This is a genomic window from Acinetobacter sp. YH12145, assembly GCF_013418335.1.
Classification (GTDB): Bacteria; Pseudomonadota; Gammaproteobacteria; order Pseudomonadales; family Moraxellaceae; genus Acinetobacter; species Acinetobacter amyesii.
This window is the reverse complement of sequence record NZ_VPCE01000003.1, coordinates 20,550-34,587: the sequence shown is the minus strand read 5'-3', so window position 1 is coordinate 34,587 and position 14,038 is coordinate 20,550. Positions and strand designations below refer to the sequence as shown.

The following is a 14,038-nucleotide window of genomic DNA, read 5'->3' as shown; positions in this document are numbered from 1 at the left end:
TCTCCACTCAGCTGGCTTTCTGAATGTCCTGACTTTCTACTTCAGGTGTTTTTTTATAAAACAAAGCGGCATGAAATAACGTCGACTGCTGTTCTAACTCAGCCACATATTCCTGAACCAAACGTTGGAAATAGCGATGCGCAAATAATGCAGGTACAGCAATTAACATACCGGCAGCAGTGGTAATCAAGGCTTTAGAAATACCCGGCATCATCAACACTGGATCACTATTGGTGCCTATATCAATCATTAAGAATGCTTCAATAATACCGATCACCGTACCCAACAAACCTAGTAAAGGTGCAACAGCGCTTAAAGTGCCCAAAAAGTTGATATTTTTTTCTAAATAACCAATTTCTTGTGACGCTGTGACTTCCATTTGCGCACGTGCATATTGCTCGTTTTGATCTTTACTAGCGTAACCTGCGCCCAATACACGACCCAATGTACTTTGTTGTAAAGTTAGACTTTGCTTTAGCTGCTGCACCACATCTTTCACCGATGTGTTTACATTCATCATCAAGTCTTTTGGTAACACCATTGATTTCTTTAAACGAATAAAGCGCTCAATGGTAATGGCTACCGTAAAAATCGAACAAATGACGAGCGGGATCATTAACCACCCGCCCGCTTTGACTAATTCCCACATTTGATTTTCCCCAATAAATCGAATTTAAAAATTATTCAGCTAGACAAATATTTAAAATGCCATCTAGCTCTTCAAGAGTATGGTAGCTAATCACCAGCTTGCCTTTCCCTTGTTTATTATGATCAATTTTCACGTCTGCACTGAAACGATCAGAGAGACGTTGTGTCAGTTGTTGAATGTCTGATGAAACAATTGGTTTAGCTTTTTGTTGTTTTGGTGCATTCAAATCACGAACAAATTGTTCGGTTTGACGTACAGACATACTTTTTTCAATCACCATTTCAGCAACTTTAAGCTGATCTTTGGCTTTTAACGTCAAGATCGCACGTGCATGCCCCATATCGAGCAAACCTTGCTGCATAAAGTCTTTGACTTGATCCGCTAAAGACAAGAGGCGTAGCAAGTTACTAATCGTGGTACGTGCTTTACCGACCGTATCGGCAATCTCTTGATGACTTAAACCGAACTCGTCATGGAAGCGTTGTAAAGCCATAGCTTGATCGATTGGGTTCAGATCTTGACGTTGAATGTTTTCAATCAATGCCAAGGCAATTGCCACTTGGTCACTCAACTCACGAACAATGGCTGGAACTTCGGTTAAACCTGCAAGCTGAGCCGCACGCCAACGACGCTCACCTGCAATAATTTCGTAGGGATGCTTTTCATCTTCTACAGGACGAATCACGATTGGCTGCATGACACCATGCTTTTCAATCGATGCAGCAAGTTCTTGTAAATCTTGTTCTTTAATGAAACGACGCGGTTGATACTCACCACGTTTCAATAAATGCACATCAATTTGTTTTAACTGTCCATGATCTAAAGCTTTTGCTTCGAGCTGTAGTTTTTCTTTTTGGATTGAGCCGAGTAAGGCATCCAGACCACGACCTTTAGCCAGTCCGCGTTTTTTTACGGTCATGCTTTAGTTCCTTTTTTTACTTTGGTTTTTTTTAACATCTCAGCTGCCAAGTTCAAATAAGCAACTGCACCCTTCGAGTTTTTTTCAAAATAAATCACTGGTAAACCGTGCGCAGGCGCTTCAGCCAAACGAATATTACGCGGAATGACCGTGTCATAAAGTTTCTGACCGAAGTATTGTTCAAGCTCAGCAGACACATCACGTGTTAAGGCATTACGCGCATCGTACATGGTACGCAGCACACCCACGATCTCTAGATCTGGGTTTAAAGCTTGCTGAATACGGTCAATGGTTTGGGTTAGGTCAGCCAAACCTTCTAGGGCATAATATTCACACTGCATTGGAATCAGCACAGCACGTACCGCTGCAAGTGCATTGACAGTGATCAAACTTAAACTTGGTGCACAATCGACAATAATATAGTCGAAGTCTTTTTCAACGCTTGCCAACGCTTCACGCAAAATAAACTCACGACCGTCTTGATCCGCAATCGCCAGTTCAACACCGGCTAAGTCACGGTTTGCACCTAAAACTTTATAGCCCACTTCCGCTTTATAAATGGCGGTTTCGATCGGCACTTCGCCGAGTAAGACATCCGTGACTGAATACAACAAATCATTTTTTTGAATGCCCGAACCCATCGTGGCATTGCCTTGTGAATCCATATCCACAAGTAAAACTCGTTTTTTTAATATGGCTAAAGATGCAGCCAAGTTCACAGCCGTTGTGGTTTTACCTACGCCACCCTTTTGGTTTGCAATCGCAATAATTTGAGCCATGGTAACCCCAGTCCTTTGAAAATTTTAAATACGTTTAAGAAAAATTAAATGACGCTGCTCATCAAGTCGTGGAACTTTTAATGCAACGATATCAATCTTGAAATCACTTTTCAGTGCTTCAACTTCTTCTTCAGGAATTAAGCCTTTCATCGACGCGATAATACTTTGCGCATGCATATACGGTTTAGACGCATCCACAAAATCCGTTAACGATGCAAAAGCACGACTGGTGATCACATCAAACTGCCCCAGTTCATTAATGCTGTCTTCATTTTCGACACGTGTTTGTACCGCAATGACATTTTTTAGTTTTAAGTCAGCAATAAATTGTTTTAAGAATCGAATTTTTTTACCATTGGCATCTAAAAGCACACATTCACGTTCAGGCTGACACAGTGCAATGATCATGCCCGGCATGCCACCACCCGTACCGATATCCAATAAACGACCTGCAGGCAAATCATTTAGGATACTTAAGCTATCCAATAAATGCTTAACCAACATTTCTTTAGGATCACGAATAGCAGTCAAGTTATACGCTTTGTTCCACAGCACTAGGGCATCTTGGTATTTCAGCAATAGATTTAATGCTTCTTCACTCAAATCTAAGCCAAGCTTTTGACTACCTTGCTTTAAGTCTTGAAAAAAAGGATGCATAAAGAAGACATCTCAATAAAAATTAACTGAAGTATACCGATTTCTAAGCCGTGGAACAGTAGCTAACGCTTAGCGAATATGCACTTAATCGTACATGCCTTGGCGAATCTGTAGATCTAGATCACTTAAACGCTCAGGTGTGCCAACATCAACCCACGCAGTTTGCATTTTCTCTGCAGAAATTTTTCCATCCAACATAGCTTGTTTCAATAAAGGTGCGAGCGGACGCTTGCCAGCTTCCAATCCATTAAACATGTTTGGATGTATAACTGCGATTCCGCTATAGGTGAGTGCCTCGCCTGCATGTTCTTGCTCAAAGGTATAACTACGCCCAGCATCCAAGATAAAATCCCCCTTTGGATGTTGCGCTGGGTTAGTCACATAGACCAAGTGTGCCAAGTCATCTTTTAGCTCAATATTGAGCAAGGCTGAAAAATCGTAGGTCGTCCAAACGTCACCATTGACTAAAATAAACGGTTCTGTCCCAAGCAAAGGTAAAGCATTAATAATGCCACCGGCTGTTTCCAGACCTTCCGCTTCACGTGTCCAGCGAATATTCACACCAAACTGCGAACCATCACCCAAAGTACCAATCAGGATATCTGCAAGCCATGCAGAATTGATGATAATTTCAGTTACGCCAATTTTTTTTAGCTTTTCTATATGCCAAACAATCAGTGGTTTTCCACCCACTTCAAGCAAAGGCTTTGGCTTATACAATGTTAAAGGGCGCATCCGATTTCCGAGACCCGCCGCTAAAATCATGGCTTTCATTATGCAACAACCTCATAAGTGCCGTATTTGGCTTCAAATTTCGGCAATACTTTAGCGCGAATAAATTGCATAAAAGGTTGTAATTCTGCATATGGTTTACTTTCTTCAAGTAAATACCACATCACACGCGGCAAATCTTTGAGATAACCCGACTTACCATCACGCTCAAATAAGCGCACAAAAATACCTAAAATTTTGATATGACGTTGAATCGCCATCAGGTCGGCGTCTTGTTTGAATTGCTCAAAGCTACGACCATCTTTAGCCGATGCAGGCAACAAATCATAGAACGTTTTAAACCATGCATAAACGCGATCTGCATTCCACTGCACATAGGCATCACGTGTAATAGAAATCAAATCATAAGTATCTGCACCAATCACAGCATCTTGGAAGTCAATCACACCCTGATCTTGCTCATCATCAAGTACCATCAAATTACGGCTATGAAAATCACGATGCACAATCACTTGAGGCTGAGCCAATGCAGCATTGGCTAAGATAGCAAAGGTACGTTTAATCAGTGCCGATTCTTCTTCAGTAGGCTGCACTTGTAGAGATGGCAATAACCAATCGGTTAACAGCTCCATTTCAGAAATCAGCTTTTCATAGGCATATGCAGGAAAATGAGCAGTTCCATCAATTGACTGCAATTGAATCAACTGTTTAAAACTTTGAGCATAATGTGCGTCTACGGTTTGATCATTCAACAACGTAGACAATAAAACATCACCAAAATCTTCTAACAATAAGAAGCCTTGATCGAGGTCTTTGGCCACGATATGTGGTACACGCACGCCATGTGCATCAAAAAATTCATCAATCGACACAAAAGGACCACAATCTTCTTTTTCTGGTGGTGCATCCATGAGCATAAATGTTTTATTATTCAATTTGATTCGTGCATAACGACGGAAGCTTGCATCGCCTGCTAAGAAGTTAATTTCAAATTGATCTGAACCGAGTACAGATGAAATCCATGTTTGTATCAATTGTTCACGTTGTGTATTCATTTGCGATAAATTCTAATACAGGCTGAGTTTTTAAAGTGCTAAGTGTAGCTACTTATCAACTTTTTCTCTATGATGCGACAATAATTAATTGCGATTAAGCATACCTGGTTAATGAGACAAATGAAGCATCAGTTTAAATTTAATCCTTTAGCGACTGCGATCTTAACCCTTCTATGTGGTAGCTCGTTACCAAGCTATGCAGCACCTGTTTCAAACCCGTCCACGGATGACGATACAGAACAACTCAAACAAAGCATTTCAGAAGCTTATCCGGGGCAGCAGTTCTTCGAACAATATTATGTCGATAAATCTGCACCTGAAGCACAGATTCGTAACACCAATCAGTTAAGTTCAGCGTTTTGTACAGGCACCTGGATTACCCCAGTTGCTCCAACAACAAAAGCGGTCGCACCTGAAGACGTAACCTCTACCATTACCGCAGACTATGGTCATTTTGACCCGAATGGCGACTCCATTCTTGAAGGTAATGTTCTGATTGACCAAGAAGGTCGTCAAATTCGTGCCGATCAAATCAAAATTGATAAAACCCAAACTTATGCCAATGCTTCTGGCCGCGTGCAAATGGCACAGTCTGGGCTGATTTCTCAAAGTGATTCGATTGATTACAATTTAAAAACCCAACAGGGTGATTTAAATAACAGTTTCTTTATTGCTGAACAGCAGCATGCACACGGTCGCGCTGAGAAAATTTCACGTACTTCAACCGAAACACTCGAATTAGAAAACGCTGTTTATACCACTTGTCCACCTGATGAAAAACCAACGTGGAAAATTCAAGCAGACAAAATTAAGCTGAATCAAGAAACTGGCCGCGGTGAAACCAAAGGTACAACATTATATGTAAAAAACGTACCTGTGATGGCTGTGCCCTATTTCAACTTCCCGATTGATGACCGTCGTACCACAGGTATTTTGACCCCAAGCTTTGGCTTTACCAATGATGGCGGTATTGAACTTGCAGTACCAGTTTACCTAAACCTTGCACCAAACTATGATGCTACGGTAACGCCGCGTTATATCGCAGACCGTGGTGCAATGATGGAAGGTGAATTCCGTTATTTGACCAAAAACTTTGGTTCAGGGATGGTGTGGGGTGGTTATTTACCATCCGACCAAAAGTATGATGATCAAGATCGTAAAGACTTACATTTCCTACATAACTGGAAAATTAACGATCAATTCACGACAAATTTAGAATACAACTATGCATCCGATAAAGACTATTTCTCAGATCTCAATAATAATCCAAACTCAAAAACTGACCTAAACTTACGCCGTGCATGGGAACTCAATTATAAAAATGGTATCCCTGGCCTAAAAGCACAGCTTAAAGTGGAAGACTTCCAAACACTGGATAAAACTGTCAGTGATGAAGACCGTCCATATGCGCGCTTGCCGCAATTCCTACTGAACTACAAGAATGGTAATCCGCTCGGCTTACAGTACGAATTCAATAACGATACAGCGTATTTTAAAAAGAATCTGCGTGGCGATAATATTCCGCAAAACAATAGTTATGCGACAATGTATGAGCCAAGTGGTGCACGTATTTATAACGACTTTAGTGTGCGTTATAACTATCGTAACCCATGGTCTTTTGTAATACCAGAAGTGTCTATTCGCAACGTCAACACGATTTACGACCAAGATACCGTTGATCGTGCAAATACAAATAACAATCACTCTAGTAGTGAAAGTAAATCGGTCATTGTACCGCAATTCACTTTAGATGCGGGTCTTGTGATGGAGCGCGAAGGTCGTTATCTACAAACCTTAACGCCACGTTTCTTTTATGCGTATTCTCCATACAAAAACCAAGACACTAACCCGAACTTTGACTCAACCACAGCGTCAATTAATTATGACCAATTGTTTAGCCCGCGTCGGTTCTATGGTAATGACCGTTTAGAAGACAACAACTTCGCGTCTCTAGGCTTGAGCTATAGTTTATTTGATGATGTTGGTCTTGAGCGTTTAAAAGCTAGCGTTGGTCAAAGTTTCTATTTTGAAGACCGTCGTGTCACACTGAACAACTTCTCTGATAAATTTGATACCGAACGCCATACCGGCCCTGTCGTGAGCATTTCTAGCCAATTATCTGACAGCATCAGTGTGAATGCCAATTCAGCATGGATGGCGAATGGTGATAATGCTCAGCGCGATATTCAAATGTATTACACAGGAAATAAAGGCAATTTATACAATGTCGGTTATTTCTATCGTAAAGACATTCCTAATCGCCAAGACAGCTATGACCAAGCAGTAGCATCGTTTATTCAACCTATACACAATAACTGGCGTATTATTGGTCATGCACAATATGACCTCGACAACAGTATTGCGCGTGAATATTTACTGGGTGTGAACTACGAGTCATGCTGCTGGGGTGTTTCAGTTTATGGTCGTTCGTACTATAACGATTTAGATGATGTAACATCTTCAGATGTTAAACCAAAACGTGCCATTATGGCGGAGTTCACCCTAAAAGGTTTAGGTGGCTTCAACAATAAATTAACCTCTTTGCTTGAAAACCGAGTGTTGGGTTTTAACAATATTAATCAATCTTGGACAGAACGTTAATGAAGACAAAACAGTTAAAACAAATTTTTAAAGCGTCAGCCTTGGCACTTTGCCTATCGACTTCTGTATCTGTATTTGCTGCTGCGCAACCTAAAGATGAAATTGTAGCTGTCGTTGACAATAGCGTGATTCTACGTAGTGATCTTGATCAAAGCATTGCCGAGATCACTCATCAATTTCAAGCAAAAAAACAAACCGTCCCACCGACTGAATATTTGCAGCAACAAGCTTTAGAACAGCTGATTTCGCGCCAAGCACAGCTTGAACAGGTTAAACGATACAATGTCAAAGCGGATGAAAAATCGCTCAATGAAGCCGTACTTAAAGTTGCAAAAGACGCAGGCTCCCCAAGCTTAGAAGCGTTTCAGCAAAAATTAGATGCTGTTGCGCCAAATACCTATGCAGGTTTACGTGCACGTATCGCTGAAGACATCGCTTTACAACGTCTACGCCAACAGTTGGTCACTTCTCGCATTCAAATCAGTGACCAAGATGTGAAAAACTTCTTAAGCTCACCACAAGGTCAAGCTGCGTTAGGTAATCAAGTTCATGTCTTACATGTACGTGTAGCTAGCAGTGATAATGCCGTTAAAATCGCGGAAGACATTCGTAAAGAACTTGCAGCAAGCAACGATGTAAAAGCGATTACTAGCAAATACAGTACCAAAGATATTAAAGTTGACGGTGCCGATATGGGCTTCCGCAACTTATCTGATATTCCAGATGAACTTGCTGCACGTGTAGCTCCTTTGCAAGTTGGTCAAACCACTGAACTAATTTCAGTACGTGATGGCGTTCATGTTTTAAAATTGGTCGACCGTAAAAGTGGCGAACAAAAAGCCATTGTTCCTCAATACCAAACTCGCCATATCCTGATTCAACCATCTGAGGTCGTGAGTCCTGAAAATGCCAAGCAAATGATCGACAACTTGTATAATCGCCTGCAAAAGGGTGAAGATTTTGCGGTCTTGGCTTCAACATTCTCGAATGACACTGGTTCTGCTGCCAATGGTGGTAGTTTAGGTTGGGTTAGCCCAGGTGTTATGGTTCCAGAATTTGAAGCAATGATGAAATCAACAGCGAAAGGTGAAATCAGCAAGCCTTTTCAGTCACAGTTTGGTTGGCACATCCTTCAAGTGACCGATACACGTCAACAAGACATGACTCATGAAGTACAAGAACGTATGGCACGTCAGATTTTAGGTGAGCGTCAATTTGACACTGAACTAGACAGCTGGTTACGTGAAATTCGCAACAATGCTTATGTTGAAATTAAAGATCCTACTCTAGATCGTAAAAAGAAATAAGTGAATAAATAAAAAAACCAGCTTCGGCTGGTTTTTTTATGTCGATTCTTATCATCATTCAGCACTTTAGTAATTATTACATACCCTTTGTGAAAACAATCTACTCTTTTATAGGCAAAAAAAACCTCCCATTTGGGAGGTTTTTTTAATTCAATTAACGATTGTTGTTTTCGTCGTCTTGAGCATCTTCAAATTTAGTTTCGCCATCAAAACCAGCATTTTGACCGCCGAAACCACTTTGACCGCCAAAGCCACCTTGACCACCGAAGCCACCTTGAGCGCCAAAGCCACCTTGACCACCGAAGCCACCTTGACCACCGAAGCCACCTTGACCACCAAAGCCACCTTGACCACCAAAGCCACCCTGGCCACCGAAGCCACCTTGTTGACCGCCGAAGCCGCCTTGTTGACCACCGAAGCCGGCAGCGCCTTGAGCACCAGCAGGAGCACCAGCAGGACGTGGGTTACGTGCTGGAACAACAGTTGAAATAGCGTGTTTGTAAACCATTTGGCTTACAGTATTTTTTAATAAAACAACGTATTGGTCGAAAGATTCAATATGACCTTGTAATTTAATACCGTTGACAAGGAAGATCGACACAGGAATACGTTCTTTACGGAGAGAATTTAAGAACGGATCTTGTAAAGTTTGACCTTTAGACATGTTATAACTCCAAAAAATAATAAAAATCAGCGCAAAAGCTACCTTTACTTTTCAATTAAAAATTATCAAAAAGGTAGTCTGTAAATTTTGCTTTATCCGTAGCACTTTCGCAAGTCTTCTTGAGCCTGCTGCGCAGTTAAATATGTAGTAAATTTATGCGTTTCTTGCAAAGATCTTAACCAAGTATATTGACGTTTTGCAAGTTGTCGTGTTGCAAAAAGTGCCTTATCCTCCATTTCACGCTGTTTTTCGCTACTTTGATCACTATTTTTCAAAAAATCTAAAGCTTGACGATATCCAACTGAACGCATAGAGGGTAAATTTTCATCTAAATCGTATTTTTCAATGAGAGCTTTCACTTCATTTAAAAATCCAATTTCCCACATTATTTTTAGACGTTGAGCTATACGCTCATGTAATTCTAATCGGTCGGGCAATAATGCGTAATTATGAAAATTGTAACGATATGGTACGTTTTTAGGTTGCTCAGCTTGTAACTGCGTAATGGGTTTACCTGTTAACTTAAAAACTTCGAGCGCACGGATAATTCGTTGCTTATCACTCGGTTTAAATTTTTCACCTGCCAATGGGTCTACATTGCACAGTTCTGCATATACAGCATCCCAACCTTGCGACTCAGCTTTGGCTTCAATTTCAGCACGTACAGCATAGTCTGCACTTGGTAAATTTGAAGACAACCCTTCCAATAAAGCCTTGTAATACAACATTGTACCACCAACTAAAATCGGTGTTTTACCTCGTGCATGCATATCATCAATCAGCACACACGCATCTTCCACAAAGTTCGCTGCCGAATACACTTCTAGCGGACTGATAATATCAATCAAATGATGTGGATATTTCTCCAACTCAGCTTTACTCGGCTTGGCCGTACCAATATCCATATCCTGAAAAACCAAAGCAGAATCGACTGAAATTAATTCGAATCCACCTTGCTCGTATAACTCACATGCCAAGGCGGTTTTACCGCTTGCAGTTGGTCCCATTAAGTTGATGACCGGCAATTGATTTGACATGTAAAACTACTCTCCCCGAGCAAAAAGTTTATCTAGCTGTGCCAATGGAAACGCACGCCACGTCGGACGCCCATGGTTACATTGGCTGGCAAATTCAGTTTGTTCCATCTGACGCAGTAATGCATTCATTTCAGATAGACTTAAAATACGGTGTGCGCGTACAGCGCCGTGACAGGCCATGCCTGCCAATATTTGATCACGCTTTTGTAGTAACCCTGCAACCTGATCACTTGGGTCTAAATCATTTAATAAATCTGGAATCAGCGCATCAAAGTCTGCTTTATGCAAAATGGCAGGAACACCTCGGACAATGACTTGCTCATCGCCATATTGGTCTATTTCTAAACCTAGGCGTGCCAATTGTTCTTTGAGCTCATCGACGCGCATCGCTTGCATCCGACTGATACTGACGACTTTAGGAATCAGCAACTGCTGTGATGTCCAAAACTCAGGTTTATCCCAAGCTGTTTTCATCTGTTGCAAAACAATGCGTTCATGTGCCGCATGCATATCAACAATGATTAAACCTTCGGTGTTTTGGGCCAAAATATAAATACCATGCAATTGCGCAATGGCAATCCCCAAAGGATGCTCATCAACTTTCTGCTGAATATGTTCAGCTAAAGCGGTATCCGGATCATTTAACGACTCAGTTTGACGTAAAGGCGCTAAATAACTTTGCAATGCATTATTGAGCTGTCTGGAACCCGCTAAATTTGACTGATATCCAGTGCTATTGTTCGACGCATTTGAATATTGCTGTGTATAAGCTTCCAGACCTGTTGGCGCATGATTTGAACCATATTGCACCGTTGCTGGCGAACTAAAGTCAGTAAGTCCACCCGCGATCTCTGGACTGACAAAATTTGTGCCTTGCTCTGCAACTGGCTGAGGTTGATGTAATGAAAATTGTTCCTGATGACGCGGCTGCGGAATAATATTTTCGTGTGCCTGCCCATCAAGTTTCATTGCAGATGACAATTCGGCGGTCGCGGTTTGAAATTGCGCTAATGTCGATTTGGCAAAATGACGAACAAACTCATGTACTTCACGTTGATTTAGAAACCGAATTTCATGCTTGGTCGGATGCACATTCACATCGATATTTTCAGGATCAACTTCCATAAACAACAAATAAGCGGCATGTTGATGTCCATGCAAAATACCGTCATAAGCCATCCGAAGTGCATGTGAAACTGTCTTGTCTTTTACGATACGTCCATTCACATAGACGTATTGCATATCGGCTTGCGCACGTGCATCTGAAGGATGGCCTAACCAACCACTGAGACGCATATTGACGCTATCAGCATCTATCCAGTACGCATTTTCAGTAAATTGACGGCCTAATAATTGTTGTACCCGCTGAAAACGCAGCGCGCCACTGTCTGCAATAGGCAAGTTCAGCTTAATACTATTGTTATGCTCAAGGACAAAACGTATATCAAAATGGGTCAGTGCCAAACGACGGACAATTTCTTCGATATGTCCAAACTCAGTCCCCGGTTTTTTGAGGAACTTACGCCGTGCAGGCACATTAAAAAATAAATCTTGCACACGGATGGTGGTGCCTTGCGTCGCTGCCACAGGCTGAATTTCTTGCGAATCAAATGCGGTGCCATTTACTTCGACCTGATAGCCTACACCGTCATCATTTTGGCTACTGGTCAATGTCAAACGAGACACCGCAGCAATCGAAGCCAAGGCTTCCCCACGAAAACCTAGACTTACAATGGCATGCAAATCTTCAGCAGTTTGGATTTTACTGGTGGCATGGCGCATGACCGCCAAAGGTAGATCTTCAGGGTGAATACCCCGACCATTGTCTATTATTTCAATCAGTGTACTGCCGCCTTGTTCAATACGAACAATCAGCTCAGTCGCCCCTGCATCAATGGCATTTTCCAGTAATTCTTTGACCACAGAAGCAGGACGTTCAATCACTTCCCCTGCGGCAATTTGGTTGGCTAAGGCAGGATCAAGCGTTCGAATGCGGCGGGCACTGATTTCATTCAGCATGGTTAAATTTTTGCTCCAAAGCGTTTTGCAAAGTTTCTGAAGAAGAGCTTAAAGTTGCTGTACGGGTGCTTTCATCCGCAGACTTTTCAATATTAATAATTAAATCAGCTTCAGGGATTTCGTCGCCCCCTTTAGATGGCCATTCAAATAAAAATAGGGCGTTCGGCGTTTCTAAATAATCACGGATACCCATAAGTTCAAGCTCATAAGGGTCATTCAGACGATATAAATCAAAATGAAAAATATCTTGTCCTTGAATATTGTAAGGTTCAACCAATGTATAGGTTGGACTTTTTACCGCACCTTGATGACCCAAGTGTTGTAAAAAATAACGTGTTAACGTGGTCTTTCCTGCACCCAAGTCACCAATTAAATACGCTACACCCGTCGTAAAATGCGTCGCCAGTACGGTAGCTAAGTTTTGGGTATCGACTTCACTATTAAGTTCCAGACTGAATGAATACTGCATATTACTCACAACATGTACATAAGAATTAAATATGATAGCATCGCACTGGCTAAAATGGATATGTTCACACTATAGATTGAGCATTTTTCATGATGTGTTCTCTGCTTTATTTGCTCAGTTTTTAGATCTTTCTTCATGCACAGTTTTGAATTTACTCCCCCAATGATCAATGGTGTTAGTGCCAGTAAAGTCTTCCTTGACGGTCAACACACACAAGCCACAACGGTCTATGCATATTTGTGTAAGCAATTTCCTCATATCCAAGCAGCAGAGTGGCAACAACGATTTAAGGATGGTCTAGTCTATGCTGCAGATGGTGACGCTTTAACGATAGACAGTCCTTTTGAAGCAAATCGTCATGTTTATTATTATCGATTCTTAGCGCATGAAATCCATGTTCCCTTTGAGCATCAGATTTTATTTGAAAATGATCATTTCATCGTGGTCGATAAACCGCATTTTCTCACCATGAGTCCGACCGGTCAGTATGTACAAGAAACCTTGTTGGTTCGACTCAAAAAACAAACGCAGCTTGAACACCTAACACCGATTCATCGTTTAGATCGTGAAACTGCCGGCGTAGTTCTCTTCTCCAAATGTCTCGAAAGCCGTGGGCTATATCAACAGATGTTTGCCAAGCGGCAAGTTCAAAAAACCTATCATGCCATTGCAGCTTATCGAGATGACTTAAATTTCCCAATCACAACTCGCTATCGTATGGAAAAAGGTCAGCCTTTTTATACCATGCAACTGGTAGATGGTGAGCCAAATAGTGAAACATACATTAAGCTCCTCCAGCAGCATGGAAAACATGCAAAGTATGAATTAAAGCCCCATACCGGCAAGCAACACCAACTTCGTGTGCATTTAAATGCTTTGGGCATTCCAATTCAAAATGATCCCTTTTATCCAGTAGTACAACATAAGGCAGATGACGATTTCAGCCAACCTTTACAACTACTTGCGAAACAGCTTGAGTTTATCGATCCTGTGACAGAGCAGGCTTTTCAATTCAGTTCTGCCTATGAATTGACACTGTAAATCTATTGTCATTACATTAAATTGATAAAATACTGCCAAACTTTCTTGAATTTATAACAGTTTTGATTAGAATAAATGCGAAAAGTTAAGTATTTAAAAGCTTTCTAAG

At 41.3% G+C, this 14,038-nt stretch carries 13 protein-coding genes; 3 read left to right on the top strand and 10 right to left on the bottom strand.

Features of this window, described 5'->3' with window-relative positions:
- Positions 1–7 precede the first annotated feature (7 nt).
- From FTU80_RS02950 to FTU80_RS02925, 6 genes are all read right to left on the bottom strand, one after another.
- On the bottom strand, positions 8–649 hold the full coding sequence (locus tag FTU80_RS02950) for a MotA/TolQ/ExbB proton channel family protein (RefSeq protein ID WP_180084216.1): 642 nt from the start codon (positions 647–649) through the stop codon (positions 8–10).
- Positions 650–680: 31 nt separating this feature from the next.
- Positions 681–1,568, bottom strand: a complete 888-nt coding sequence (locus FTU80_RS02945) for a ParB/RepB/Spo0J family partition protein (protein ID WP_180084215.1) — start codon at positions 1,566–1,568, stop codon at positions 681–683.
- A complete protein-coding gene (locus FTU80_RS02940; protein ID WP_180084214.1) occupies positions 1,565–2,347 on the bottom strand; it encodes a ParA family protein in 783 nt (260 codons plus the stop codon). The genes FTU80_RS02945 and FTU80_RS02940 overlap by 4 nt, the downstream gene beginning before the upstream one ends.
- A 24-nt stretch (positions 2,348–2,371) precedes the next feature.
- A complete protein-coding gene (gene rsmG / locus FTU80_RS02935; RefSeq protein WP_180084213.1) occupies positions 2,372–3,004 on the bottom strand; it encodes a 16S rRNA (guanine(527)-N(7))-methyltransferase RsmG in 633 nt (210 codons plus the stop codon).
- Between the two features lie 84 nt (positions 3,005–3,088).
- Positions 3,089–3,778 carry an N-acetylmuramate alpha-1-phosphate uridylyltransferase MurU gene (murU, locus tag FTU80_RS02930; RefSeq protein ID WP_111885067.1) on the bottom strand — a complete coding sequence of 230 codons (690 nt, stop codon included), beginning with the start codon at positions 3,776–3,778 and terminating at the stop codon, positions 3,089–3,091.
- Positions 3,778–4,791 carry an aminoglycoside phosphotransferase family protein gene (locus FTU80_RS02925; RefSeq protein WP_180084212.1) on the bottom strand — a complete coding sequence of 338 codons (1,014 nt, stop codon included), beginning with the start codon at positions 4,789–4,791 and terminating at the stop codon, positions 3,778–3,780. The genes murU and FTU80_RS02925 overlap by 1 nt, the downstream gene beginning before the upstream one ends.
- 120 nt (positions 4,792–4,911) lie before the next feature.
- On the opposite strand from FTU80_RS02925, the gene FTU80_RS02920 reads away from it, so the two are divergent.
- The gene (locus FTU80_RS02920; RefSeq protein ID WP_180084211.1) at positions 4,912–7,392 is read left to right on the top strand and encodes an LPS-assembly protein LptD; all 2,481 of its coding nucleotides are present in this window, start codon (positions 4,912–4,914) and stop codon (positions 7,390–7,392) included.
- Positions 7,392–8,699 (top strand): peptidylprolyl isomerase, encoded by a 1,308-nt coding sequence (locus FTU80_RS02915; protein ID WP_078193677.1) that lies wholly within the window; start codon positions 7,392–7,394, stop codon positions 8,697–8,699. Before FTU80_RS02920 ends, FTU80_RS02915 begins: the two co-directional genes overlap by 1 nt.
- Positions 8,700–8,853: 154 nt before the next feature.
- Here FTU80_RS02915 and hfq read toward each other — a convergent pair whose 3' ends face one another.
- From hfq to tsaE, 4 genes are all read right to left on the bottom strand, one after another.
- Positions 8,854–9,363 (bottom strand): RNA chaperone Hfq, encoded by a 510-nt coding sequence (gene hfq / locus FTU80_RS02910; protein WP_180023922.1) that lies wholly within the window; start codon positions 9,361–9,363, stop codon positions 8,854–8,856.
- 92 nt (positions 9,364–9,455) lie between these two features.
- Entirely contained in the window at positions 9,456–10,400 is a 945-nt protein-coding gene (gene miaA / locus FTU80_RS02905) for a tRNA (adenosine(37)-N6)-dimethylallyltransferase MiaA (protein ID WP_168378881.1), read from the bottom strand.
- 6 nt (positions 10,401–10,406) lie between these two features.
- Complete coding sequence (gene mutL, locus FTU80_RS02900; protein ID WP_180084210.1) at positions 10,407–12,419, bottom strand: DNA mismatch repair endonuclease MutL; 2,013 nt, start codon at positions 12,417–12,419, stop codon at positions 10,407–10,409.
- Positions 12,409–12,888 (bottom strand): tRNA (adenosine(37)-N6)-threonylcarbamoyltransferase complex ATPase subunit type 1 TsaE, encoded by a 480-nt coding sequence (tsaE, locus tag FTU80_RS02895; RefSeq protein ID WP_111885072.1) that lies wholly within the window; start codon positions 12,886–12,888, stop codon positions 12,409–12,411. Before tsaE ends, mutL begins: the two co-directional genes overlap by 11 nt.
- 135 nt (positions 12,889–13,023) lie before the next feature.
- On the opposite strand from tsaE, the gene FTU80_RS02890 reads away from it, so the two are divergent.
- Complete coding sequence (locus FTU80_RS02890; RefSeq protein ID WP_180084209.1) at positions 13,024–13,929, top strand: pseudouridine synthase; 906 nt, start codon at positions 13,024–13,026, stop codon at positions 13,927–13,929.
- Positions 13,930–14,038 lie beyond the last annotated feature (109 nt).

What these genes read in the sequence shown, in the direction of transcription:
- hfq (WP_180023922.1), bottom strand. Translation starts at nt 9,363, where the DNA reads ATGTCTAAAGGTCAAACTTTACAAGATCCGTTCTTAAATTCTCTCCGT.
- murU (WP_111885067.1), bottom strand. Translation starts at nt 3,778, where the DNA reads ATGAAAGCCATGATTTTAGCGGCGGGTCTCGGAAATCGGATGCGCCCT.
- mutL (WP_180084210.1), bottom strand. Translation starts at nt 12,419, where the DNA reads ATGCTGAATGAAATCAGTGCCCGCCGCATTCGAACGCTTGATCCTGCC.
- FTU80_RS02920 (WP_180084211.1), top strand. Translation starts at nt 4,912, where the DNA reads ATGAAGCATCAGTTTAAATTTAATCCTTTAGCGACTGCGATCTTAACC.
- FTU80_RS02925 (WP_180084212.1), bottom strand. Translation starts at nt 4,791, where the DNA reads ATGAATACACAACGTGAACAATTGATACAAACATGGATTTCATCTGTA.
- FTU80_RS02890 (WP_180084209.1), top strand. Translation starts at nt 13,024, where the DNA reads ATGCACAGTTTTGAATTTACTCCCCCAATGATCAATGGTGTTAGTGCC.
- FTU80_RS02950 (WP_180084216.1), bottom strand. Translation starts at nt 649, where the DNA reads ATGTGGGAATTAGTCAAAGCGGGCGGGTGGTTAATGATCCCGCTCGTC.
- miaA (WP_168378881.1), bottom strand. Translation starts at nt 10,400, where the DNA reads ATGTCAAATCAATTGCCGGTCATCAACTTAATGGGACCAACTGCAAGC.
- rsmG (WP_180084213.1), bottom strand. Translation starts at nt 3,004, where the DNA reads ATGCATCCTTTTTTTCAAGACTTAAAGCAAGGTAGTCAAAAGCTTGGC.
- FTU80_RS02915 (WP_078193677.1), top strand. Translation starts at nt 7,392, where the DNA reads ATGAAGACAAAACAGTTAAAACAAATTTTTAAAGCGTCAGCCTTGGCA.
- tsaE (WP_111885072.1), bottom strand. Translation starts at nt 12,888, where the DNA reads ATGCAGTATTCATTCAGTCTGGAACTTAATAGTGAAGTCGATACCCAA.
- FTU80_RS02945 (WP_180084215.1), bottom strand. Translation starts at nt 1,568, where the DNA reads ATGACCGTAAAAAAACGCGGACTGGCTAAAGGTCGTGGTCTGGATGCC.
- FTU80_RS02940 (WP_180084214.1), bottom strand. Translation starts at nt 2,347, where the DNA reads ATGGCTCAAATTATTGCGATTGCAAACCAAAAGGGTGGCGTAGGTAAA.